A 23,191-nucleotide genomic window follows, 5' to 3' on the forward strand; every position below is an offset into this window, starting at 1 on the left:
TCGGCTGCGGGACAAAAGTCCGCGCAAGGCTACAGAAAGGCTCTGTGTCGGGCATCTCACTGGTTTCACGCCGAACCTGAGGCAGATTCATGTTGGCCAAAAAAGCGCGACAGCACCAGGCGGTCCAACGCCCAGACGAGGATCAAGGAAGCGCCCACGAGAGGAAAAATGATCGCCAGTCCGAGCATGACCAGCATGGCGGTTTTCCACTTCGGCAGGTCATGGCGCAATGGCGGAACACCCAGGCCGCCCTGGGGCCGACGCTTCCACCAGATCACCACGCCGCTGACCGCACTCAGCAGAATCATCAGGCAGATCAGCAGCACGAGCAGTTGATTGACCCAGCCGAACATCTTGCCTTCGTGCAGCATCACGCCGGTTTCGGTGGCGCGTGCAACGAGGTTGTAGTGCTCCCAGCGTACATCCGCCAGGACCTTGCCGGTGTACTGGTCCACGTGCAGGGTGGCGTCGTTGCGTGGGTCGTTGGCAAACACCGCAACGGTGAATACACCCTCTGCGGTGGTGGGGAAGGTGATGCTGTAGCCGGGCTCGACCTTGCGTGCAGTGGCCAGGTCGACCACCTCTTGCAGGCGCACTGCGGGTGCTGCGGGGGCCGCGTGCATCGCACCGTGATTCATGTGCTCGGCATGGTCGCCAGACATCGGCATTGGCGTGTTTTCCATGGCCCATGGCACCGTCTGCTGGGCAGCGGTATTGAGCACGCGCGCCTGTTGGTCCGACTGCGGCACCTGGTTCCACATCGCTGCCGGGAACGTGTTCCACAAGTCGGCGTATTGCTTGCCCCAGAAGCCGGTCCAGGTCATGCCGCTGAGCAGCATCACCAGCAGCAGCGACGCGCCCCAGAAGCCAGTCACCGCATGCATGTCGCGCCAGAACACCCGGCCGCGACTGCTGAATCTTGGCCATAGAATGCCCGCCGAGAATTTGCCGCGCGGCCACCACAGGTACAGGCCCGACACCACCAGCATCACGCCCCAACCGGCGGCGAGTTCCACCAGGCGATCGCCGACGGTGCCGATCATCAGCTCCCCATGCAGCGCACGGGCAATGGCCTGCAGGTTGTATTTCGAGTCCTGCTCGCCCAATACCGTGCCGCGATACGGATCAACGAACACGGTCACTTCGCGCCCGTCGTTGTGCATCACGAACTGCGCGCTACTGGTAGCGTCGGCCGGTGGCAGGTACTTGCTGACCGCGGCCTTGGGGTAGGCCGCCTGGGCGCGTTGCAGTTGCTCGTCGGCGCTCAGGGCGTGCTCGGCGGCTTGAACCTTGAGCAGGTCGCCGTACATCAGCGGGTCGAGCTGGGGTTTGAACAGGTAGATGATACCGGTCAGGGCCAGCAGGACCATGAAAGGGGCGACGAAGAGGCCGGCATAGAAGTGCCAACGCCAGGCCAGGTTGTAGAAGGACATTTTTTGAGTGGTCATCATTGGGCTCCGCAAGGCTTTGAATTTTTTGTGTGGGTGACGCCGCTGTCGCAGGCAAGCCCGCTCCCACAGGGAGGCAGTTGAACTGTGGGAGCGGGATTGCCCGCGATGCTTTTTAGAAGCTCATGTCCACCTTGGTCCAAAGGGTTCGCCCTGGCTCCTTGATGGCCTGCGGGTCATTGGCCGGGTAGCCGAAGCCAGCGTTGCCGGCGAGGTTCAGGTGTTCGGCATAGGCCTTGCCGAACAGGTTGTCGACGCCGGTACTGACCTTGAAGTGTTTATTGACGCGATACGCCGCATTCAGCGAGAACACGCCAAAACCACCGCTCTTGTCGAAGTCCTTGCCGACCACGTTGCCCTTGTTCTGGTCGATGCGGTTTTGCGCCGCGACCACACGCCACAAGGCACCGGCACTCCAATTGTCTTCGCTGTAGGTAAGGCCCAGGCGTGCATCCAGCGGCGGCATCTGCGGCAAGGCCTTGCCGTCGCTGCTGTTCTTGCCCCAGGCGTAGGCGAGGGTGGCGTCGGCCTTCCAGTTGTGCGTCAGCTTGTACGCCGCGCCCAATTCGCCGCCCATGATGCGGGCATCGACGTTACGGGCCTGGGAGGTCGTGCCCATCATGCCGGGCCTGTAGTCGAACAGGATGAAGTCCTGCACCCGGCCGATGTAGCCGGAGGCCCAGGCTTCAAGGTTCTCGGCTTTGTATTGCGCGCCAAAGTCGAGTTGGGTGGTTTTCTCCGGCTTCACGCCATCGAAGGCATTCACCGAGCCGACCGCGCCAGTGTTGGGCGAAAACAGCTCCCAGTAATCCGGGAAACGCTCCGAGTGGCCCAGGCCTGCGTAGAGGGTGGTGGGGCTGTCGGCCAGGTCGTGCTCATAGCGCATGAAGCCCGAGGGCAAGGTGTCGGCGCGCGTGTCGTCGGCGGTCGGGTTGGCGCGGGTGCTCATGCCCGAGCCGGTGGTTTGCCGGAAGTCCTTGGCCGAGGCGCGGTCCAGGCGCGCGCCGGTGATCAGGCGGTCGCGGTCGGCGGCGTACCAGGTGAGTTCGCCGAACACGCCGTAGTTGTGGAAGTTGGCGTCCTTGTTGCGTGGCAGGTCCTTGTAAGTGTCGATGCCCATGCTGCTGCGCTGGCGGTGTTCGTTGGTCTGCGCGTCCAGGCCGCTGATCAGCTGCACATCGGCCCAGCGCCAAGTGGCCTTGATACGCGCGCCGAGGGTGCGGCGGTCGACGTTGGAGGCCATGGGGCCGGCCATCATCCCGGTGCCCGAGGGCGTGCGCAGGCTGTAGTTGTCCATCACATGGTCGGCGTAGTTGTAGTAGACCTGGGCCTCGACCTTATCCAGCACCTCGCCGAGGTTGGACTTTTCGAAACGCAGGCCCAGGCTTTCGCGCAAAAACTGCGAGCCATCCATGCCGCGCCCGGCGTAACGCGCTTCGCCATCGCCACGGCCAGCGGTGAGTTCCAGCAAGGTGTCGGCATCGGGGGTGAAGCCGACCGCCACATCACCATTCCACTTGTCGTAGCGCGAGGCGACGGTGTCGTTGTTGCCGTCCTTGTAGTCATCGGCATGCGCCTGGTTGCCGATCACCCGCACATAGCCCAGCGGCCCGCCGGCGGCGGCATCGATGACTTTGTCGAAGCGCCCGTTGGAGCCGGCCAGCACGCTGGCGTTGACCCGCGTGCCCAGCTCGCCGAACTGCTCCGGCTCACGGTCGAACAGGATGGTGCCGGCCGAAGCGCCAGGGCCCCACAGTACGGTTTGCGGGCCTTTGATCACGGTGAGTTTGTCGTAGGTTTCCGGCGAGATGTACGAGGTGGGGGCGTCCATACGGCCGGGGCAAGCGCCCAGCATCATGCTGCCGTTGGTGAGGATGTTCAGGCGTGAGCCGAACATGCCGCGCAGCACCGGGTCGCCATTGGTGCCGCCGTTACGCACCAGGGCGAAGCCGGGGATGGTCTTGAGGTAATCGCCGCCGTCGCTGGCGGGTACGGGTTGGCGTGGGTCTTTCGGGTTGGTGACCACGGTCAGCGGCGAGCTGGGCGCGATGGCCGTGATCACGGTGGGGCTGAGCTCGTGCTCGGCATGCTCATCGGCCTGAGCGTGGGGGGCGAGCAACGCGCCGCACAGGGCAGCGAGCACGGGGGTATATCCCAAACGGGTGTCAGCAGAAAACCTGGACATGACAAATTCCATCAATCAATCGTAAACAACACGGCCAGCAGCCTGCGGCTGTCTGTCTAAAGTCGGCCGGTGTGAAGTAATGGTGTTAAGTGCTTACGAGGCGATTGGCGGGGCGCGGCTGCGGGCGCCGGGGAAGATGCTCTGCCGGGCATGGCCCAGGCGCGTGGCGGGGGTGAGGGCGTTGGCCGGTGGCGGGCTGCTCAGGGTAAACGTTGAAATGCCGCCGGGCAGGGCGGGGCAACTGTAGAGCAGGTCGCAATAGCCGCACTTGGACCAGAGGGCGTGGTGTTCGTCGGGGGCTTTAGGGTGATGGCCTTCGCCATGGTCGCCAGGCATGTCCATGGACATGCTCATGCTGGCGCCATTGGCCGGCATACCGGCGTGATGATCCATCGGCATCGCTTGGGAAATCAGCGGACCGATAAAAATCATCAGCATGGCAAACAGGCTGATCCAACTGCCGCGCTTCACGCGGTGGTGTGGGGATAGCCTGGCGCGAGGGGCGCCCATCTGGAGTCAGTCTATTGAGGGTGCTTGTGCTCGTGGCCGGCCATGGGCGGTACTTTCTGTACCGACACTTCCACCTCGACCTTGCCGGCTTTTTCAAAGGTCAGGGTCAGCGGGAACTGCTTGCCGTCGGCCAACAGGCTGCGGTCCTTGAGGCCCAGCAGCATCACGTGATACGCCATGGGCGCGAACGTCAGGTCACCCTTGGCCGGCACGGCAACGCTGGGCACTTGTTGCATCTTCATCAAGTCGCCCTGCATCACGTGCTCGTGCAGTTCGGCCTTGTCCGCCACCGGCGTGTCGACGCCGAGCAGGCGGTCCGACGTTTCACCGGTGTTGTGAATCACGAAATACGCCGCGACGGTGGGCGCGTTCGGCGGCAGCTCCTGGGACCAGGGGCCACGGATTTCCAGTTCGCCGACCTTGTAGTCGTCGGCATTGGCAGCACTGAACACCGGCAGCAGCAACGCAGCCAGAAGCAGGGAAGATTTGAGCATGGCAGTTCTCCAGAACGGTTCTAAACACAGTTCACTTGCGAAGAAAATCAGGCCGCTGGAGAGGCGCGGGGGTTAAGGCTCGGCCATTGCTGGCGCGGAGTGGGTTGCTGGAGCGAAGACAGCGTCAGGTTCTGGAATGCATCGAACCGCGTGACATACAACTGCGGCACATGCCCCGGCAACGCCACCAGCGGCGCCGAACCCGAGCAGCACCAGCAATGCTGCATGGTGGAGTGATCATCCTGCTGCGGCGCCGGAATTTCCAGCTTGCCCAGGGCGATGGTCTTAAGACTCGCGCCATTGGACGAGCAGAAACTGCCCCAGAGCAACTGCTGAACCGGGTCCTGGGACGGTTGCATCGCGGTGGCCATCGGCATGGCAAAGGCGTTGAACAGCACTGCAAGGCAGGCGATCCAGGCAATTGCAAAGCGTTGACGGGCCATGGCGGACAATCCGTAGGGTTAAACGATCAGGTGGGTATTTAGCCTGATCGGGGGGGATAAGTAAAAAGCGGCGGTGTGGTTTGGTGTCGCAGTGCTACCAGGTTGCTGTGGCGTGACGCTTGAGACCTAAAGCTTTCATGACGTTCATGATAGTCGCAAATTCGGGATTGCCAGCGCCTACAGGGATTGCAGTGACTTCAAAAGCGTTTCCATGCGGGTGAACTCCCGGTCGACTGGCGCCAACACCGGCCGCTTCAGCACCAGCACCGGCACGCCTCGCTCCCTCGCCACTTCCAGCTTCGGCTCGGTGGCCGTACTGCCGCTGTTCTTGCTGATCAGCACATCAATCGCGCGCCGTTCAAACAGCTCGCGTTCGGCTTCGATCAAAAACGGTCCACGTGCGCCGATCACTTCGCACCGCTCATTTGCGGGGTACACATCCAGCGCGCGCAGCGTCCAGAACTGGTCAGCGGGGATTTCATCGAGGTGCTGCAACGGTTCGCGGCCCAACGTGAACAAGGGGCGCTTGAAGGGTTTCAGGGCTTGGGTCAAGTCGGCCCAATCGTTGACCTCGCGCCAATCATCCCCGGCCTGCGGCTGCCACGCGGGACGCCGCAGTGCCCAGCAAGGAATGCCACTCAACTGTGCAGCCTGGGCGGCATTGCGGCTGATCTGTGCGGCGTAGGGGTGGGTCGCGTCGAGGATCAGGCCAATCCCCTCGTTCCGAACAAACGCCGCCAAGCCTTCGGCCCCGCCGTAACCGCCGACCCGCACCTGGCACGTGAGGTCGGTAGGCACACGGCCAACCCCGGCCAAACTGTAGATATGCTGCGGCCCCAAGGTGCGCGCGACGGCCAGCGCTTCGGTCACTCCGCCCAGCAACAGGATGCGTTTCATAACGGCTTGATCACTTCCAGCAAGGTAATCGGCAACGCCTGGCGCCAGGTGTCGAAGTCGCCCAGCGGCTGCGCCTGGGCCACATGGATGCGTGTCAGCTCGCCACCGTATTGGGCACGCCAGTTCATCAGGGTCATTTCGCTTTGCAGGGTCACGGCATTGGCGACCAGGCGGCCACCGGGTCGCAGGTGCTGCCAGCAGGTATCGAGCACACCCTCGCGGGTAACGCCGCCGCCGATGAAGATGGCGTCCGGTGCTTCCAACCCGTGCAACACATCCGGAGCCTTGCCACGGACCAGTTGCAGGCCGGGCACGCCGAGGGCATCGCGGTTATGTTCGATCAGGCCTTGGCGACCTGCGTCAGCTTCAATTGCCAACGCGCGGCAACTTGGGTGCGCACGCATCCATTCGATGCCGATGGAGCCACTGCCCGCGCCCACGTCCCACAACAATTCGCCGGGCATCGGCGCGAGGCGGGCGAGTGTCATGGCACGTACATCGCGCTTGGTCAGTTGACCGTCGTGTTTGAAGGCAGAGTCGGGCAGGCCAGCCAGACGCGACAGACGCAGTGTTTCGCTGGAGGCCAGGCACTCGATGGCGACCAGGTTCAAATCGGCGACCGAGGCGTGTTGCCAATCCGCAGCCAGCCCGTCGATGCGCAGTTCATTCGCACCACCCAGGTGTTCAAACACGCTCAACCGGCTGGGCCCAAACCCGGATTCAGCCAACAGCGAGGCAATCAACGCCGGACTGCGACCATCATTACTCAACACCAGCAATCGCACGCCACTGGCCAGATGCGCATTCAGCGCCGCCAATGGCCGGGCCACCACGGATACCGTCATCACCTCCTGCAAAGGCCAGCCCAACCGCGCTGCCGCCAGGGACACCGAGGAAGGTGCCGGCAAAACCAGCAGCTCTTGCGCCGCCACTTGTCGCGCCAGGCTGGCGCCCACGCCATAGAACATCGGATCGCCGCTGGCCAGCACGCACACCGGCTCCCCGCGTCGCGCCAGTACCGGCTCCAGGGAGAACGGGCTCGGCCACAGCTGGCGCTCGCCACGAATACACACCGGCAACAGGTCCAACTGACGCTGACCTCCTATAATCCGAGTGGCACGCAACAGGGCATGCCGGGCATTCCTGCCCAGCCCCTTGAAGCCGTCTTCACCGATGCCTACAACCGTCAGCCAGGGCGACATATGGATTCCTTGAACGACATCCGACGGGCAGGCTTTTCATGCCGCCGGACAAAGCAGGCATAATACCGCGCCTTTACCTGTGAACCGGTAGCCCCGTGAACCCAACGCCCGCTGTGAATACCTTGCGCCCCTCGGCTTGTCCGGGGTTGCTGCGTATCGTCCAGGCGTTGGATGGTGGTATCTGCCGGATCAAATTGGCCGGTGGTTCGATCACCGCCGCGCAAGCCCAAGCGGTGGCAGATGCCGCCCAGGCCCATGCGGGTGGGGTGATCGAGGCGACCAACCGCGCCAACCTGCAGATTCGCGGGATCGGCGCCGAAGAGAACGCATTGATCGCCCTGTTGCTGGCCGCTGACCTCGGGCCCAGCAATGCCGCCGGTGACGATGTACGCAACCTGATGCTCAGCCCCAGCGCCGGCATCGACCCGCAGATGCTGTTCGACACCCGCCCGCTGGCCGATGCAATCCTCGCCACCTTGCAAACCCATCCGCGTTTCCAAGAGTTGTCGGCCAAGTTCGCCGTGCAACTGGATGGCGGTGAAGCCCTGGCGATGCTTGAACATCATCATGACCTCTGGCTGTCGGCCTTCGTACGCAATGGCGAGACGCTCCTGGCGTTCGGCCTGGCGGGTTGCCCAGGGTTAGATGCGCCGTTGGCGGCCGTGCCGTTGGAGCAGGGGCATGCGCTGGTGGTGGCGGTGCTGGAGGCGTTCCTTGACCTCGCCACTCCCGAACAAACCCGCATGCGTCATCTGCCTGTGGATAACGTGTTGAGCCGCCTGCACCTGGAACTGCTGCCCGTCGACGGCTTCAATCGCCCGCCCAGTGGTGCTCTGTTGCACCTCGGGACTTATCCACAGTCGCAAAACAATCAGTTCTACGTCGCGGCCATCGCACCCTTGGGTCGCCTGGATTCGACGATGCTCAAGGGCGCGGCACAACTCGCCAGCCAGTACGGCGACGGCACCTTGCGTTTCACCCCTTGGCAGGGGCTGCTTCTGCCCAACGTCGAAAAGCCTCACGCCGTGACCGAGCGCCTGGCGCAACTGGGCTTTCTCTGCTCAGTCGACCAGCCCCTGGCACGCATGATCGCCTGCACCGGCTCCAGCGGCTGTGGCAAAGGCCTGGCCGATACCAAGGCCGACGCCCTGCAACTTGCCGCCCTGGACCCAGGCGTCGAGGTGCACCTGTCTGGCTGCCCCCGTTCCTGTGCCGCCGCGCACACAGCACCGGTCACCCTGTTGGCGGTGAGTCCCGGCCACTACGACCTCTATTTTCGCGATGCCGCCCACCCGGGTTTCGGCCGGCTGCACGCGCGCACTCTTTCCATTGAAGCGGCGGGCGCCCTGTTGCGCGCTCGTCCACGGAGCTACACCGATGATTGATTACATCCGCGACGGTCAGGAGATCTATCGCAACTCCTTCGCTATTATTCGCGCGGAAGCCAAGTTGGACCGCATCCCGGCCGACCTGGAAAAACTCGCGGTGCGCGTGATTCATGCCTGCGGCATGGTCGAGGCCATCGACGGCCTGCAGTTCTCCGAAGGTGCGGGAAAGGCCGGGCGTGATGCGCTGGCCGCCGGCGCGCCAATTCTGTGCGATGCGCGGATGGTCTCCGAAGGCGTGACCCGCGCGCGCCTGCCGGCCAACAACGAAGTGATCTGCACCCTGCGCGACGATAGCGTACCGGCGTTGGCGCGTGAGTTGGGCAACACCCGTTCCGCTGCCGCCCTGGAGCTGTGGCGCCCGCACCTGGAAGGCAGCGTAGTGGTGATCGGCAACGCGCCGACCGCCCTGTTCTACCTGCTGGAAATGCTCGACGCCGGCGCGCCGAAACCCGCCTTGATCCTCGGTTTTCCGGTTGGGTTCGTAGGCGCTGCCGAATCCAAGGCGATGCTTGCGGCCGATAGCCGTGGCGTGCCGTTCGTGATCATGCAAGGCCGCCTGGGCGGCAGCGCCATGGCCGCCGCAGCGGTGAATGCCCTGGCCACGGAGGTCGAATAATGCAGGCACGCGGACGTCTGATCGGCCTGGGCGTAGGCCCCGGTGACCCGGAACTGATCACCCTCAAGGCCTTGCGCCTGCTGCGCGAATCGCCGGTGGTGGCGTACTTCGTGGCCAAGGGCAAGAAAGGCAACGCTTTCGGCATCATTGAAGACCACCTGGTGCCGCAACAGACCCTGATGCCGCTGGTGTACCCGGTGACCACCGAGGTATTGCCGGCCCCGATGTCCTACGAGCAAGTGATCAGCGATTTCTACGACGCCGCCAGCGTTGACGTCGCAGCGCATCTGGATGCCGGCCGCGATGTGGCGGTGATCTGTGAAGGTGACCCGTTCTTCTACGGTTCCTACATGTACCTGCATGACCGCCTGGCTGAGCGCTACGAAGCCCAGGTCATCCCGGGAGTGTGCTCGATGCTTGGCGGCGCCTCGGTGCTCGGCGCGCCGTTGGTGTATCGCAACCAGAGCCTGTCGGTGCTCTCGGGCGTGCTGCCCCATGAGGACCTGAAGCGCCGCCTGGCTGACGCTGATGCGGCGGTGATCATGAAGCTGGGGCGCAACTTCCCGAAAGTGCGCCAGGTGTTGGCAGAACTTGGCTTGGCCGAGCGCGCGCTGTATGTGGAGCGCGCGACCATGGCCAACCAGAAGATTGTGCCGCTCGATGAGGTGGAGCCGATGTCCTCACCGTACTTCTCGCTGATCATCGTGCCGGGTGAACGGTGGCAAGGTTGATGAGCCCGGCGATTGTTATCCTCGGCCAGGGCAGCCTGGCGACTGCGCGCAGGATCCAGCAGGTGTACCCCGACGCGCTGATCCACGGCCTGGCCGGGCGTGTTGAAGGTGCGGACCAGACCTACAGCGAGTTCGGCACGACCCTGCGCCAGCTCTATCAACAAGGCACGCCGCTGATCGCCCTGTGCGCCGCCGGCATTGTCATCCGCACCCTGGCGCCGCTGCTGCTGGAAAAAGGCGAAGAGCCCGCCGTGCTGGCCGTGGCCGAAGATGGCAGCGCGGTGGTGCCACTGCTCGGTGGCCTGGGCGGTGTGAATATCATGGCGCGGGACATTGCCGCTGCGCTGGACGTGGCGGCGGCGATTACCACCAGTGGCGAGCTGCGTTTCGGCACCTGCCTGCTCAACCCGCCGACGGGTTACGAGTTGGCTGATCTGGAGCTGGGCAAGCGCTTTGTCTCGGACCTGCTGGCCGGCGAAAGCGTGCGTATCGAAGGCGCGGCGCCGTGGCTCGACCAGGCCAATCTGCCCCAGGATCAACAGGCACGCCTGGCGATCCACGTGGGCAGTGCCGAGCGCACACCCGCAGCCAATGAGTTGCTGATCTATCCCAAGAATGTGTGCGTGGTGTGCAAGCCAGGTGCGCAACTGCCCGAGCGTGTGCGCACGGCACTGCATGAGGCGAGCATCGCCGTGCAGTCCCTGGCCTGCCTGCTGGCCAGCGACACGCAGATGGCGGACGCGTCGTTGCACGAAGCTGCACTGGCACTCGGCGTACCACTGCGTTTTGGCCGCGTTGCCCAGGACGCCGATATCGTCATCAACGTTGCTGACGAGCCCCTGGACCTGTCTCACGTGGGTCGCCCCCGTGGTCGACTCGCCGTGATCGGCCTGGGCCCGGGTGCCGCCGAACTGATGGTGCCGGCGGTCAAGGCCGAACTGGCGCGCTGCACCGACGTGCTCGGCTACGAAACCTATGTGCGCATGGCCGGGCCGTTCCGCGACGACCAGGTACAGCACTGCACCGACAACCGTGAAGAAATGCAGCGCGCGCGGCACGCCTTCGAGCTGGCGGCCCAAGGTCGCTCGGTGGTGGTGGTGTCGTCCGGCGACCCGGGCGTGTTTGCCATGGCTGCCGCAGTGATCGAGGCCTTGCACGAGTCCGACGACCCGGCCTGGCATCAGGTCGACCTGGAAATTCTACCGGGCGTTTCGGCGTCCCTCGCTACCGCCGCCCAGGCGGGCGCGCCGTTGGGGCATGACTTCTGCGTGATGTCGCTGTCGGACAACCTCAAGCCCTGGTCGATCATCGAAAAGCGCCTGGACCTCGCGTCCCAGGCTGACCTGGCCTTGGCGTTCTACAACCCGATCTCGCGTTCGCGACCGTGGCAATTGGGGCGTGCACTGGAAATCGTCGCCCTGCATCGCACGCCGCAAACGCCGGTGGTGTTGGGTCGCGATATCGGTCGCCCGGGGCAGACCCTGCGGGTGACCACGCTTGGGCAGCTGACGCCGGAGCAGGTGGACATGCGCACCATGGTGCTGATCGGCTCCTCCACCACCTGCACATTCCCCCGTGCCGGTGGCGGTGAGTGGGTGTACACGCCACGTTGGTATGGCGAGAAACCCGCGTCCTGAAAACGGCCTGTTGGCCGCCTGAAAGCTCCGAATGACCCAGGGATTTTCCTGGCGTTGTCCGGAGCTTTTTCTTTTTTGCGCGATGAAATCCGGAAGCCTGCCAGGCACGCTGCGTTATTGCTGGGCGCAAGGGTTTGACGTGCGGCGCCAAGGGATTTTTGTCGCCTGGAAAACCCGCCGGCCAGTGGACTAGGGTGGACATAAGCCTCGAGTTGGGGTGCTTGTGGAGAGTCAAAATGGAGCGACATCACAGACGGATCAACAATACAAAACGGCGCAAGTTGATTGCCGCCTACAAGTTGCCGGGGGCGCCCGGCGCACAGAAGGCCTTGCCGCTGGACACGGAGGACGACTTCAACGCAGCCGTGGTCAACAACAGCGTGATTTCGTTTGCCGAAGGCCTGTCCGGCCTGAACCGCGAATACATCCGTAAAAGCTATTTACTGGCCAGCAGCTACGTCAGCGACGTGTTGAAAATGCACCGTGGTACCGAGGATTGGTATGACGAATTCATCAAGGTGATGATCAGCCTGGGATGGCTGCCGGTACGCAGTCGCTTCGAGCGAGTCTCACGCTCGGGCAAAGGCCTGACCGTGCAAGTGGCAGCGCTGAATATCATCGCCACCCTGCTGGCGTCGACGTCGTTGTCTGCGCCGCTGCTTGCCTTGTTGCCCAAGCTGGCGGCGGACGCATTGGAGGCATTGAAGCAGACGCCAGCGTCGTTCGAGCTGTTCAAGCGCAACAGCTCCGTGCACCAGGGCGGTGATTTCGGCCTGGCCTCGTGTGCTGAAACAGACGGTGAGCTGATGATGGTGCTGGTGACCTACAGCACCCACGGTGTGAGCAAACAGCTGGGGTTGCCTTTCCTTGAATGGGACAGCTCGTCCTTCGAGGCCTTCAGCGGGCAGACGTGCCTGGTGTTGAATACCTCGGTGGTCAACGAAAAAACGATCCAGCTGATGCGCGAGAGCGCGGGAGACAAGGTGCAACTGGCGATTGCCAAGTACCGGATCTAGGGCACCAGGTAGCCGCGCACCCCGGTGAAAATGATTTGCGCGGCCAGGGCACACACAAACAATCCCATCAACCGACTGACAATCTGCAAGCCCTGGTCGCCGAGGATGCGTTCGATACGGTTGGACAGGTACAGCACCACGCCCACCGTGAGGCTGGCCAGGGCAATGCTGAGGATAGCGGTGATCTTGTCATCCCAGTGCGGTTGGCTCACACCCATCACCAACAGTGCACCAATGGTACCCGGGCCGACGGTGAGGGGGATGGTCAGCGGCACGATGGTCACGTCCTGCTGCACATTGTCGGTCTGCACCGCCGACTTGCCTTGGGCCATGCCCAGGGCAGAGATGAACAGTACGCTGCCGGCGCCGATGCGGAAGGCGTCTACGGTGATGCCGAACACACTGAAAATCACCCGGCCGAACAGGTAGAGCAATACGCTCGATACCAGGGTTGCCAGCGCCACTTTCCACGCCAGTCGCCGGCGTTCCTTGCTGGAATAGCCACGGGTCAGGCTGATGAAGCAGGACAGCACGAAGAACGGGCTGTAGAGCACCAGCATTTTCAGGTAGACGCTGAATAACACGTGGAGCATGAGGGGCGGCTCGCGGCAGGGAAAGAGTGGGGGAAGTCTATCAGGCGACACGGTGCAAATGTGGGCGCTGGCTTGCCCGCGATAGCGGTGTGTAGGGCAACAGCTTTGTAACTGGTACACCGCTATCGCAGGCAAGCCAGCTCCCACAAGGGGAACGTATTTCAGGTTATGAAGGGGCGTGCTCGGGGCGCTGTTGGCGTTGCGCGACCCAGAATTCCACCAGCTCGCGCAACTGCGACAATTCCACCGGCTTGGCCATGTGCCCATCCATCCCGGCCTGGCGTGCGCGTTCCTTGTGTTCCGACAGAATATGCGCTGTCAGCGCCACCACCGGTGTGCGAATGCGCTGGTGGCTGACTTCCCACGCGCGCAATTGCTGGGTCGCGGAGAAACCATCGAGGATCGGCATTTCACAATCCATCAACACCAGGTCATAGCGCTGGGCTTTCATTGCTTCCAGGGCTTCCTCGCCATTGCTGGCGGTGTCCGGGTTGAGGTTGAGCTTGCCGAGCATGCCGCGAATGACCTTGGTGGAGATGCTGTTGTCTTCCGCCACCAGGATGCGGAAGTCAGCGGGCACCGTGACAGCTGCTGGCACGGGCAGCACCGGGCGCGGTTGCAGCGTGCCTTTGCTGCGCTGGGTCAGTTCGTCGGCCAACGTGGTCTTGAGCGTGTAGCCGGCCACCGGCTTGGCGAGGATGCGCTTGATCCCGCAATTGCGCGCGATGATCTTGCTCGGCGCGTTGCTGATGCCGGTGAGCATGATCAGCAGGATGTCGTGGTTCAGGCTCGGGTCTTCCTTGATCTTCGCCGCCAGTTGCATGCCGGTCATGCCGGGCATGTTCTGGTCCAGCAGCACCACGTCGAAGTAATCACGCAGGTGCGCCTTGGTGCGCAGCAACGCCAGGGCTTCCTTGCCCGATGGCACCGCGCTGACGTTGAGACCCCAGGCCGAGCATTGCTGCACCAATACCTTGCGGCAGGTGTCGTTGTCGTCCACTACCAGCACCCGTGCGCCTTTGAGTGGGCCGTCGAGGTCGGAGGTCGGGTGTTCCAGGCGTTCCGGGTCCAGCGGCAGGGTCAGCCACAGGGTGCTGCCTTGATGACTGCCGCTCTTGATGCCGAATTCACCGTTCATCAACAGGATCAGTTGGCGGGCGATGACCAGGCCCAGGTGGCCGTTCAAGCGAGTGGCCGAGAAGAAGTTCTTGCTGTGCAGTTCGCTGTGCAGCAGGGCGTCGCGCTCGGCCGCTTCCATCGGCAGGCCGCTGTCTTGTACGGCAATGCGCAAGCGCGGCTTGGTGCTGCGGTCGTCCAAGGCGACGACGATCAGCACTTCGCCTTCATCGGTTTTTTGCAGGGCGTTTTCCAGCAGGCTCAACATCGCCTGGCGCAGTCGCGTTGGGTCGCCGCTGATCACGCGGGGCACCTGTGGCTGGATAAAGCTGATCAGTTCAACGTTCTGCTGCTCGGCCTTGGCGCGGAAAATACTCAGGCAGTCTTCGATCAGCGCATTGAGGTCGAACTGCACGTCATCCAGTTCGATCTGGCCGGACTCCAGCTTGGAGATATCCAGGATTTCGTTGATCAGCGTGAGCAGTTCGTTGCCGGCGCTGTGAATGGTCTGCACATAGTCGCGCTGTTTCACCGACAGCGGCGTGCCGAGCAGCAGCTCAGTCATGCCCAGCACGCCGTTCATGGGCGTGCGGATCTCATGGCTGATCTTGGCCAGGAACTCGGCCTTGGCGGCGATCTCGGCATTGCTCGCCGCCAGGTCCCGGCTGAGGCTGAAGCGCGCCTCGACAATCGCGCGCTGGCGTTCGCCCAGCGCCAGGCTCATCAACAGGCCGCTGAGGCAGATAAAGGCCAGCAGCGTGACGATCAGGCCCTGGGGCGACACCATCGTCAGGCCCAGCAACGCGGGCAGGATGATCAGCGTACCGATGTTGAACACCACCATCGCCGCCACGAACAGGCGCGCAGGACGGTAGCCTTTCTGCCAGTGATAGGCCGAGACAAACAGCATGCTCAAACCGGCCAGGGCCACGAGGGCGTAGGTGATGATGTTCAGCGGCAGGGTGTTGACGAATAACAGCAGCAGGCCGCACAGCACGATGAACAGGATATCGGCCATCAACAGTTTGTTCAGCGGGTGCGGGCCCAGGGGCATGAAGAAACGGTAGGCAAACATCAGCCCGCACGGTGCGGTCAGCAGCAGCGCCAGGTAGGCGCCGGGCGTCTGGATCGCGTGCCAGTTCGGCAGCCATGGGCCCACCAGGTTGAGCAGCAGTGCCAGGCTGAGCATCAACAGCACTTCGCAGGCCGCCAGCCACAGGCTGCTGCGCGAGCGGTGGTAGGCGAAGCGGGTCAGGTTGTGCAGGATCAGCATCAGCAGGCAGCCGAACAGCAGGCCGTAGATCAGCGTCTGGGTCTGGTCGGCGGCGGCGAGTACGGCCGGTTCCAGGGTGATGTAGGGGCGCAGTTCGTGCTCCGAGACCAGGCGCAGGTAGACCTCGAGGGGCTTCTGGCTCTGGGGCATCGGCAACATGAAATCGCTGCTGGGCAGCGGCCGTTCAGCCTGGGGCTGGCGTGTGCCGGTGCTCTGTTGTTCCACCAGGGTGTCACCGTCCAGCACATAGAGGCTCAGGTGCGACAGATCCGGGGCGAACACCCGCAGCACTTGCTCGTGCTTGCCGGGTTGCAGCTTGAAACGTACCCACAACGCACCGTCGGGTTCCGCAGCGGTAATGCGGTCCAGTTCGATGGGGCTGAATTGATTGGTGTAGCGCGAGGAACGGATGTCGCTCAGCTGCAGGTCGGCCTGTTCATCAAGCAATACTGCCCAGCCACTGCCTTGCGCGGCGGCCTGGGCCGGGAGCAAGCAGAGCAGTGTCAGCAGGCTGACAGTAAAACCTATGGCGATCCTGAGCCAGCGCACGGCGAAATCCCTTCGTAGGTTGATGCACGGGTTAACTATGCGCGGGTCGGGCTGCATACGGCAAGGGCCTGGGGCCCTTGCCTAGCCGAACGGATAGCTACTGACGGCGGCTGCTTAGCTGTTCTCGCCCCGTTCACGGGCGATGGCGCGGTAGCCGATATCCTTGCGGTAGAAGCAGCCTTTCCAATCGATCTTCGCGGCCAGCTTGTACGCCTGTTGCTGCGCGGCGTCGACACTGGCGCCCATGGCAGTAGCGCACAGTACGCGGCCACCGGCAGTCACGACCTTGCCATCCTTGAGCGCGGTGCCCGCATGGAACACTTTGCCCTCCAGCGTAGCCGCAGCGTCGAGGCCCTCGATGACGTCGCCCTTGGCGTAGTCGGCAGGGTAACCACCGGCCGCCAGCACAATGCCGACGCTCGGACGTGGGTCCCACTGCGCTTCGACCTTGTCCAAGGCCTGGGCCAGGGCGGCTTCCACCAGCAGTACCAGGCTCGATTGCAGGCGCAGCATCACCGGCTGGGTTTCCGGGTCGCCGAAACGGCAGTTGAACTCGATGACTTTCGGGTTGCCGGCCTTGTCGATCATCAGGCCCGCATACAGGAACCCGGTGTAGACATTGCCTTCGTCAGCCATGCCGCGCACGGTGGGCCAGATGACCAGGTCCATGACGCGCTGGTGCACATCGGCGGTGACTACCGGGGCAGGGGAGTAAGCGCCCATGCCGCCGGTGTTCGGGCCGGTGTCGCCGTCGCCGACGCGTTTGTGGTCCTGGCTGGTGGCCATTGGCAAGACGTTCTTGCCGTCGACCATCACGATGAAGCTGGCTTCTTCGCCGTCGAGGAACTCCTCGATCACGACGCGTGAACCGGCGTCACCAAAGGCGTTGCCGGCGAGCATGTCGCGCACAGCGTCTTCGGCTTCCTGCAGGGTCATCGCCACGATCACGCCTTTACCGGCGGCCAGGCCGTCGGCCTTGATCACGATCGGCGCACCTTTTTCACGCAGGTAAGCCAGGGCCGGCTCGATCTCGGTGAAGTTCTGGTAGTCGGCCGTCGGGATCTTGTGGCGGGCCAGGAAGTCCTTGGTGAACGCCTTGGAGCCTTCCAGCTGGGCAGCGCCGGCGGTTGGGCCAAAGCAGTCCAGGCCACGGCTGCGGAACAGGTCTACGACACCGGCAACCAGCGGGACTTCCGGGCCGACGATGGTCAGGGCGACGTTCTTTTCAGCAAAGTCTGCCAGTTGCTCAAGGGCCAGCACGTCGATGGCGACGTTCTCGCACTTGGCTTCAATGGCGGTACCGGCGTTGCCGGGTGCTACGAAAACTTTTTGGACGCGCGGGTCCTGGGCTACTTTCCAGGCCAGGGCGTGTTCACGGCCACCGCTGCCAATGATCAAAAAATTCATTTCAAAAACCTCGGATGACGCACATTCTTGGGAACACGGTGGGCCGCGTTTCTGTCGGCGCTGGCTTGCCTGCGATGCTGGCGCCTCGGTGTATCAAGTGCACCGAGGTGATGCGATCGCAGGCACGCCGGCTCCCACAGAAGCCAGTGCCCACTGGGCAATGTTGGATCAGTGACGGAAGTGGCGCATGCCGGTGAAGACCATGGCGATGCCGGCTTCGTCAGCGGCGGCGATCACTTCAGCATCACGCATCGAGCCACCCGGTTGGATCACGGCGGTCACGCCAGCTTTCGCGGCATTGTCCAGGCCATCACGGAATGGGAAGAATGCATCGGAAGCCATCACCGAACCTACTACCTGCAAACCGGCGTGCTCAGCCTTGATCGCGGCGATACGCGCCGAGTTCACGCGGCTCATCTGGCCGGCGCCGACACCAATGGTCTGGCGGTTCTTGGCGTAGACAATGGCGTTGGACTTAACGTACTTGGCCACTTTCCAGGCGAAGATCAGGTCGTTGATCTCTTGCTCGGTCGGCGCGCGCTTGGTCACCACTTTCAGGTCTTCGCTGCCGATCATGCCAATGTCACGGCTCTGTACCAGCAAGCCGCCGTTGACGCGCTTGTAGTCCCAGGCCGCCGCGCGGTCGGCCGACCACTCGCCGCACGCCAGCAGGCGTACGTTGGCTTTGGCCGCCACGATGGCGCGGGCTTCCTCGCTGACGGAGGGTGCAATGATCACTTCAACGAACTGACGCTCAACGATCGCCTTGGCGGTCTCGGCATCCAGTTCACGGTTGAAGGCGATGATGCCGCCAAAGGCCGACTCGGTGTCGGTGGCATAGGCCAGTTCATAGGCCTGGCGGATACCGCCTTCCGCGTCCGGGCTCACGGCCACGCCGCAGGGGTTGGCATGCTTGACGATCACGCAGGCTGGCTTGACGAAGCTCTTCACGCATTCCAGCGCGGCATCGGTGTCGGCCACGTTGTTGTACGACAGTTCCTTGCCTTGCAGTTGGGTCGCGGTGGCAATGCCGACTTCGGCTGGCTTGGCCTCAACGTAGAACGCCGCGCTCTGGTGCGGGTTCTCGCCGTAGCGCATTTCCTGGGCCTTGATGAACTGGCTGTTGAAGGTGCGCGGGAACTGGCTGCGGCCTTCGGTGCTCAGGGTTTCGGCGGCCTGGTTCACGGTGCCCATGTAGTTGGCAATCATGCCGTCGTAGGCGGCGGTGTGTTCGAACGCCTTGAGCATCAGGTCGAAACGCTGGGCGTAGGTCAGGCCACCGGCCTTCAGGTTTTCGAGCACGTGGGCGTAGTCGCTGGCGTTGACCACGATGGCCACGTCCTTGTGGTTCTTGGCGGCCGAGCGAACCATGGTCGGGCCACCGATATCGATGTTTTCGATGGCGGTCGGCAGGTCGCAGCCTGGCTTGTTGATGGTGGCTTCGAACGGGTAGAGGTTAACGGCCACCAGGTCGATCGGCATGATGCCGTGCTCGGTCATGATGGCATCGTCGACACCGCGACGGCCGAGGATGCCGCCGTGGATTTTCGGGTGCAGGGTCTTGACCCGACCGTCCATCATTTCTGCGAAGCCGGTGTAGTCCGCCACTTCCACTGCGGCCACGCCGTTGTCCTGCAGCAGTTTGAAGGTCCCGCCCGTGGAGAGGATTTCCACGCCCAGGGCTTCCAGCTCCCGGGCAAATTCGAGGATCCCGGTCTTGTCGGAAACACTGATCAAGGCGCGGCGGATCGGCAGGCGGGTAGTCTGGTCGGTCATTTCAATTTCCATCAAAAGCAAAGGAGTCAGCAAAAAAGGCGACCGTTTTTACGCGGGCGCCTTTCTGGTTTGATTGAATGCTTACAGCAAATCGTATTGCTTGAGCTTTTTGCGCAAGGTGCCACGGTTGAGGCCCAGCAGCTCACTGGCTTTGGTCTGGTTGCCCTTGACGTAGTTCATCACGCTTTCGAGCAAGGGCGCCTCGACTTCGGAGAGCACCAGGTTGTACACGTCCGTGACGGAAGCGCCCTCAAGGTGGGCGAAATAATTGTGCAGCGCCTTCTCGACACTCCCGCGAAGGGTCTGGCCTTCTTCGCTCGGCGTGTTGAGGTGCTGTTTCAAATTGACGTTGTCGCTCACGGGTGTTGTTCCACTCACTAAAGTCTCGGTCATCATCGTCATGCGGCCACCCCCTCTCCGTCCCCTGTCCTCAGGCTCTTGTAACGCTCGCTGAAGAACTCACGAACGTTGGCGCACTGTGCTTCCGTATCATCCAAACGATTGAAGTGGGCGCGAAACTCCCTGGCGCCCGGCAGGGTTGCGAGATACCAGCCGACATGCTTGCGAGCAATGCGTACTCCCATCACGTCCCCATAGAAGGCGTGCAGGGCGGCCAGATGCTCTAGCAGAATACGTTCCACCTCGATCAACTCCGGTGCCGGCAACACTTCACCGGTACGCAGAAAATGCTCGATTTCACGGAAAATCCACGGCCGCCCCTGGGCAGCCCGGCCAATCAACAGGCCATCGGCGCCGGTGGCGTGCAGTACGCGCCGGGCTTTCTCGGCCGAATCGATGTCGCCATTGGCAAACACCGGCATCGACACCGCCTGCTTGATCGCAGCGATGGTGTCGTACTCGGCTTCACCGGTGTAAAGGTCGGCGCGGGTGCGGCCATGCACCGCCAGCGCTGTAATTCCAGCCTGTTCGGCGATCTTCGCCACCGTCAGGCCGTTCTTGTTGTCCCGGTCCCAGCCGGTACGAATCTTCAGGGTGACCGGCACATCCACTGCGGCGACAACGGCCTGCAGGATCTCGGCAACCAACTGCTCATCTTTCAACAGCGCAGAACCGGCGGCCTTGTTGCAGACCTTCTTGGCCGGGCAGCCCATGTTGATGTCGATGATCTGCGCCCCCAACTCCACGTTGGCCCGGGCCGCATCCGCCAGCATCTGTGCATCCCCACCGGCGATCTGTACCGAGCGGGGCTCGGGATCACCTTCGTGGATCATGCGCATCCGCGATTTGCGGGTGTTCCACAAGCTCATGTCGCTGGTGACCATTTCCGAGACTACTAGACCCGCGCCCAAACGCTTGCACAGCTGACGAAAGGGCTGGTCGGTGACGCCCGCCATCGGGGCGAGAATCAAGCCGTTCTGCAATATGTATGGGCCGATGCGTACCGCCGACATAGGACTTCCCTGTTGTGGGGCCGGATCATTAGAGTTCGAAAAAGGGTTGGCATGATACCCGCTCTCGATGACTGGATAAAGGCTGAATTGGATAAAATCTGAACAGTTATTTCTTTATCGCCGCCGGTTTGGTTGCGCCGGGCTTAGTCAATAACCCGCCGTCAAACCTCAAGGGTTGACCGGATTCACTCGGGTGAGTGAAAGCTCAGGCTGTAATTCACGGCTTTGTTGCCCGGATCAAGGATGTCCAGGGAGATGTGGATAGGGGTTTGCGATGGCATTTCGCTAACACCGGCCAACTCACCGCTGAGGTATTCGGCGGGTTTGAAGCGACGACTGGCAATCAGGCCGCCGTTCAGGTCGGCAAAACGCAGTTCCAGCAGCGGGAAGGGCTGGGAGAAAGTCGCGCGGTTATAGATGATCGCGTCCACTACCAGCGCCCCGGCGAAGTCCGGGTGGCTGCGCACCACCAGGTTGCTGCTCTTGATGTGGGCGATATCCACCCGTGACGGCACCGTGCAGCCCAGCGTGGGGCACAGTTGCTGGAACCATGGGCGATAAGCGTCCTGGCGAGCCAGGTCGTCAAATTGGTAGGCGATGTACTGCCCTGCCAGGCCGGCGGCGGCGATCAGCACCAGCAACAGCCAGATCAGGCGGCGGCCCCAGCCCGACGGGCGTTTTTGCGCGTAGAGGTGCAGCGGGTCGTCTTCCAGGTCCTGGAGCAGATCGTCGTGGACGCTGGCTTCAGGGCGCGGGCGCTTGCGACGCAGTGGGGGGCGCTCATTGGGATCGGCTGCTTCGGCGGCTTTGGTCAGCGGCGTGAAGGGCGGATCGACGTCGTCTTCGTCCGGGGTGGAGCGCAGTGGCGGTTCGTCGTCTATGTCGTCGGTGTGGAACGACATGGATGGCTCTGTGCGCTGCCGGGTCGCAGGTGCAATGGTCGGTTCGGGTTCGTCTTCAGTGGCAAGGGGGCGCTCTTCAGGCGGTTCGCTGAACAGGCTGGCGGCCCATTTTTCCTCTTCGGCCTTGAGCGTGTCACGGCTGGCGCTGAGGGCCTCTTCCTTCTGGCGACGGTCATGTCCCGCCTGGCGGCGTTCTGCACTGACAGGCAGCGTGTGCTGAATCTCGCGGCGTTCCAGCTTGGCCAGCTCTTCGTCCAGGTCCAGGTTGTCCAGGTCCAGCTCTTCGGCCGTCCACTGTTTCTGACTGATTGCCCGTGGCGGCTCTGGTTCAACCGCGGCCGGCAGCTCAGGCGGCGCTGAGCCCGCCGCGCGCTGATCGAGCAACTGGCGAGCGGCATTGAACACTTGCAGGCACGAACCGCAGCGAACCACGCCACGGGCCACGCTCAATTGAGCATGGCTGACGCGAAAGCGCGATTGGCAATGCGGGCACTGGGTGACGAAACTGTCGGTCATGCGGCCATCCGATTCAGGCAAGCGCTCATTCTAGCGCCGACGACCGCTGATGCGTACCCAGCCATCGCGGTTGGCGATCGGATCCAGCTCGAAATCCTTCGCGTAGGCGGCAGCGACGTCTTCACCCTGTTCGGCAAGGATGCCCGAGAGCGCCAGGCGGCCGCCCGGCTTGACCAGGCTCGACAGCTGCGGTGCCAGTGACACCAGCGGGCCGGCGAGGATGTTGGCCACCAGCACGTCGGCCTGCACCTGGGGCAATTGCTCCGGCAGGTAGAGTGGGAATTTGCCTTCAGGGATGTTGTTGCGCCCGGCGTTGTCGCGGGAGGCTTCCAGCGCCTGCACGTCGATGTCGGTGCCCACGGCTTCCTTGGCGCCCAGCAACAGGGCGGCAATCGCCAGGATCCCCGAACCGCAGCCGAAGTCCAGCACGTGGCTGTCGGTCAGGTCCTGGCCGTCCAGCCATTCCAGGCACAGCGCGGTGGTCGGGTGGGTGCCGGTGCCGAACGCCAGGCCCGGGTCCAGCAGCAGGTTGACGGCCTCCGGCTCAGGCGCGGCGTGCCAGCTCGGCACGATCCACAGGCGCTGGCCAAAACGCATCGGCTGGAAATTGTCCATCCAGCTGCGTTCCCAGTCCTGGTCTTCGATGATTTCGCTGTGATGCTCTGGCAGCGGGCTGCCGGTGAGCAACTCCATGTGGGCCAGTACGGCGGCGGCATCGGTGCCGTCTTCGAACAGGGCCAGCAGGTGGGTGTGGGACCACAACGGCGTGGTGTTGAGTTCCGGTTCGAAGATCGGTTGGTCTTCGGCGTCCATGAACGTTACCGAGACGGCGCCTACTTCGAGGAAAGCGTCTTCATAGGTTTCGGCTTGTTCTGGGCTGATGGCGAGACGGACTTGCAGCCAAGGCATGGCGGGCACCTTTGAAAAAATGAGTGTGCGACTGCTGGGTCGCGAAAGCGCGCAAGTTTACGCGAGCGAACAGCAGAAGACGACTGTGCTGAGTGAACACGGACCAAATGTGGGAGGGGGCTTGCCCGCGAATACGGTGTGCCAATCGACGCCTCCATTGCTGACACACCG

20 protein-coding genes are annotated in these 23,191 nt (G+C 63.0%); 5 read left to right on the top strand and 15 right to left on the bottom strand.

The genetic code is table 11. The annotated features are described in order from the left end of the window. Positions 1-65: 65 nt before the first annotated feature. The 7 genes from ATH90_RS03080 to ATH90_RS03110 form a co-directional block, all read right to left on the bottom strand. Entirely contained in the window at positions 66-1,448 is a 1,383-nt protein-coding gene (locus ATH90_RS03080) for a PepSY-associated TM helix domain-containing protein (protein WP_098465680.1), read from the bottom strand. A 115-nt stretch (positions 1,449-1,563) separates the two neighbouring features. Beyond that, positions 1,564-3,633 carry a TonB-dependent copper receptor gene (locus ATH90_RS03085; protein ID WP_098465681.1) on the bottom strand — a complete coding sequence of 690 codons (2,070 nt, stop codon included), beginning with the start codon at positions 3,631-3,633 and terminating at the stop codon, positions 1,564-1,566. 93 nt (positions 3,634-3,726) lie between these two features. Continuing rightward, positions 3,727-4,143, bottom strand: a complete 417-nt coding sequence (locus ATH90_RS03090) for a DUF2946 domain-containing protein (protein WP_034105594.1) — start codon at positions 4,141-4,143, stop codon at positions 3,727-3,729. Between the two features lie 11 nt (positions 4,144-4,154). After that, positions 4,155-4,637 carry a copper chaperone PCu(A)C gene (locus tag ATH90_RS03095; RefSeq protein WP_034105592.1) on the bottom strand — a complete coding sequence of 161 codons (483 nt, stop codon included), beginning with the start codon at positions 4,635-4,637 and terminating at the stop codon, positions 4,155-4,157. Positions 4,638-4,684: 47 nt separating this feature from the next. After that, a complete protein-coding gene (locus ATH90_RS03100; protein ID WP_098465682.1) occupies positions 4,685-5,080 on the bottom strand; it encodes a DUF2946 domain-containing protein in 396 nt (131 codons plus the stop codon). A gap of 177 nt (positions 5,081-5,257) precedes the next feature. Further along, positions 5,258-5,977 (bottom strand): cobalt-precorrin-6A reductase, encoded by a 720-nt coding sequence (locus ATH90_RS03105; RefSeq protein WP_098465683.1) that lies wholly within the window; start codon positions 5,975-5,977, stop codon positions 5,258-5,260. After that, on the bottom strand, positions 5,974-7,179 hold the full coding sequence (locus ATH90_RS03110; RefSeq protein WP_069021463.1) for a bifunctional cobalt-precorrin-7 (C(5))-methyltransferase/cobalt-precorrin-6B (C(15))-methyltransferase: 1,206 nt from the start codon (positions 7,177-7,179) through the stop codon (positions 5,974-5,976). Before ATH90_RS03110 ends, ATH90_RS03105 begins: the two co-directional genes overlap by 4 nt. A gap of 95 nt (positions 7,180-7,274) precedes the next feature. On the opposite strand from ATH90_RS03110, the gene cobG reads away from it, so the two are divergent. From cobG to ATH90_RS03135, 5 genes are all read left to right on the top strand, one after another. After that, the gene (cobG, locus tag ATH90_RS03115; protein ID WP_275670171.1) at positions 7,275-8,564 is read left to right on the top strand and encodes a precorrin-3B synthase; all 1,290 of its coding nucleotides are present in this window, start codon (positions 7,275-7,277) and stop codon (positions 8,562-8,564) included. Further along, positions 8,557-9,183, top strand: a complete 627-nt coding sequence (locus ATH90_RS03120; RefSeq protein ID WP_034105581.1) for a precorrin-8X methylmutase — start codon at positions 8,557-8,559, stop codon at positions 9,181-9,183. The genes cobG and ATH90_RS03120 overlap by 8 nt, the downstream gene beginning before the upstream one ends. Then, the gene (locus ATH90_RS03125) at positions 9,183-9,914 is read left to right on the top strand and encodes a precorrin-2 C(20)-methyltransferase (protein ID WP_034105579.1); all 732 of its coding nucleotides are present in this window, start codon (positions 9,183-9,185) and stop codon (positions 9,912-9,914) included. The genes ATH90_RS03120 and ATH90_RS03125 overlap by 1 nt, the downstream gene beginning before the upstream one ends. Continuing rightward, complete coding sequence (gene cobJ, locus ATH90_RS03130) at positions 9,914-11,551, top strand: precorrin-3B C(17)-methyltransferase (protein ID WP_098465684.1); 1,638 nt, start codon at positions 9,914-9,916, stop codon at positions 11,549-11,551. The genes ATH90_RS03125 and cobJ overlap by 1 nt, the downstream gene beginning before the upstream one ends. A 236-nt stretch (positions 11,552-11,787) precedes the next feature. Then, a complete protein-coding gene (locus ATH90_RS03135; protein ID WP_034105575.1) occupies positions 11,788-12,567 on the top strand; it encodes a hypothetical protein in 780 nt (259 codons plus the stop codon). On the opposite strand, the gene ATH90_RS03140 is transcribed toward ATH90_RS03135, so the two are convergent. The 8 genes from ATH90_RS03140 to prmA all read right to left on the bottom strand — a co-directional run bounded on the left by ATH90_RS03140 (position 12,564) and on the right by prmA (position 23,020). Continuing rightward, a complete protein-coding gene (locus ATH90_RS03140) occupies positions 12,564-13,160 on the bottom strand; it encodes a MarC family protein (RefSeq protein ID WP_003217330.1) in 597 nt (198 codons plus the stop codon). The genes ATH90_RS03135 and ATH90_RS03140 overlap by 4 nt on opposite strands. Before the next feature lie 166 nt (positions 13,161-13,326). Next, positions 13,327-16,098, bottom strand: coding sequence for a hybrid sensor histidine kinase/response regulator (locus tag ATH90_RS03145; protein ID WP_034105570.1), 2,772 nt, complete (start codon positions 16,096-16,098; stop codon positions 13,327-13,329). A gap of 114 nt (positions 16,099-16,212) precedes the next feature. Further along, positions 16,213-17,505, bottom strand: coding sequence for a phosphoribosylamine--glycine ligase (gene purD / locus ATH90_RS03150; RefSeq protein WP_098465685.1), 1,293 nt, complete (start codon positions 17,503-17,505; stop codon positions 16,213-16,215). Positions 17,506-17,673: 168 nt separating this feature from the next. Then, positions 17,674-19,281, bottom strand: coding sequence for a bifunctional phosphoribosylaminoimidazolecarboxamide formyltransferase/IMP cyclohydrolase (gene purH / locus ATH90_RS03155; RefSeq protein WP_098465686.1), 1,608 nt, complete (start codon positions 19,279-19,281; stop codon positions 17,674-17,676). Between the two features lie 81 nt (positions 19,282-19,362). Next, a complete protein-coding gene (fis, locus tag ATH90_RS03160; RefSeq protein ID WP_002555375.1) occupies positions 19,363-19,683 on the bottom strand; it encodes a DNA-binding transcriptional regulator Fis in 321 nt (106 codons plus the stop codon). After that, positions 19,680-20,693, bottom strand: coding sequence for a tRNA dihydrouridine synthase DusB (gene dusB / locus ATH90_RS03165; protein ID WP_034105564.1), 1,014 nt, complete (start codon positions 20,691-20,693; stop codon positions 19,680-19,682). Before dusB ends, fis begins: the two co-directional genes overlap by 4 nt. A gap of 185 nt (positions 20,694-20,878) precedes the next feature. Further along, positions 20,879-22,111, bottom strand: a complete 1,233-nt coding sequence (locus ATH90_RS03170) for a DUF3426 domain-containing protein (protein WP_098465687.1) — start codon at positions 22,109-22,111, stop codon at positions 20,879-20,881. A gap of 30 nt (positions 22,112-22,141) precedes the next feature. Beyond that, positions 22,142-23,020 carry a 50S ribosomal protein L11 methyltransferase gene (gene prmA, locus ATH90_RS03175; RefSeq protein ID WP_034105562.1) on the bottom strand — a complete coding sequence of 293 codons (879 nt, stop codon included), beginning with the start codon at positions 23,018-23,020 and terminating at the stop codon, positions 22,142-22,144. Positions 23,021-23,191 lie beyond the last annotated feature (171 nt).

Source organism: Pseudomonas lurida, from assembly GCF_002563895.1.
Lineage (GTDB): Bacteria > Pseudomonadota > Gammaproteobacteria > Pseudomonadales > Pseudomonadaceae > Aquipseudomonas > Aquipseudomonas lurida.

What these genes read in the sequence shown, in the direction of transcription:
- fis (WP_002555375.1), bottom strand. Translation starts at nt 19,683, where the DNA reads ATGACGATGATGACCGAGACTTTAGTGAGTGGAACAACACCCGTGAGC.
- ATH90_RS03120 (WP_034105581.1), top strand. Translation starts at nt 8,557, where the DNA reads ATGATTGATTACATCCGCGACGGTCAGGAGATCTATCGCAACTCCTTC.
- purH (WP_098465686.1), bottom strand. Translation starts at nt 19,281, where the DNA reads ATGACCGACCAGACTACCCGCCTGCCGATCCGCCGCGCCTTGATCAGT.
- prmA (WP_034105562.1), bottom strand. Translation starts at nt 23,020, where the DNA reads ATGCCTTGGCTGCAAGTCCGTCTCGCCATCAGCCCAGAACAAGCCGAA.
- purD (WP_098465685.1), bottom strand. Translation starts at nt 17,505, where the DNA reads ATGAATTTTTTGATCATTGGCAGCGGTGGCCGTGAACACGCCCTGGCC.
- ATH90_RS03125 (WP_034105579.1), top strand. Translation starts at nt 9,183, where the DNA reads ATGCAGGCACGCGGACGTCTGATCGGCCTGGGCGTAGGCCCCGGTGAC.
- ATH90_RS03100 (WP_098465682.1), bottom strand. Translation starts at nt 5,080, where the DNA reads ATGGCCCGTCAACGCTTTGCAATTGCCTGGATCGCCTGCCTTGCAGTG.
- ATH90_RS03105 (WP_098465683.1), bottom strand. Translation starts at nt 5,977, where the DNA reads ATGAAACGCATCCTGTTGCTGGGCGGAGTGACCGAAGCGCTGGCCGTC.
- ATH90_RS03110 (WP_069021463.1), bottom strand. Translation starts at nt 7,179, where the DNA reads ATGTCGCCCTGGCTGACGGTTGTAGGCATCGGTGAAGACGGCTTCAAG.
- dusB (WP_034105564.1), bottom strand. Translation starts at nt 20,693, where the DNA reads ATGTCGGCGGTACGCATCGGCCCATACATATTGCAGAACGGCTTGATT.
- ATH90_RS03140 (WP_003217330.1), bottom strand. Translation starts at nt 13,160, where the DNA reads ATGCTCCACGTGTTATTCAGCGTCTACCTGAAAATGCTGGTGCTCTAC.
- ATH90_RS03170 (WP_098465687.1), bottom strand. Translation starts at nt 22,111, where the DNA reads ATGACCGACAGTTTCGTCACCCAGTGCCCGCATTGCCAATCGCGCTTT.
- ATH90_RS03095 (WP_034105592.1), bottom strand. Translation starts at nt 4,637, where the DNA reads ATGCTCAAATCTTCCCTGCTTCTGGCTGCGTTGCTGCTGCCGGTGTTC.
- ATH90_RS03135 (WP_034105575.1), top strand. Translation starts at nt 11,788, where the DNA reads ATGGAGCGACATCACAGACGGATCAACAATACAAAACGGCGCAAGTTG.
- ATH90_RS03080 (WP_098465680.1), bottom strand. Translation starts at nt 1,448, where the DNA reads ATGACCACTCAAAAAATGTCCTTCTACAACCTGGCCTGGCGTTGGCAC.
- cobJ (WP_098465684.1), top strand. Translation starts at nt 9,914, where the DNA reads ATGAGCCCGGCGATTGTTATCCTCGGCCAGGGCAGCCTGGCGACTGCG.
- ATH90_RS03090 (WP_034105594.1), bottom strand. Translation starts at nt 4,143, where the DNA reads ATGGGCGCCCCTCGCGCCAGGCTATCCCCACACCACCGCGTGAAGCGC.
- ATH90_RS03085 (WP_098465681.1), bottom strand. Translation starts at nt 3,633, where the DNA reads ATGTCCAGGTTTTCTGCTGACACCCGTTTGGGATATACCCCCGTGCTC.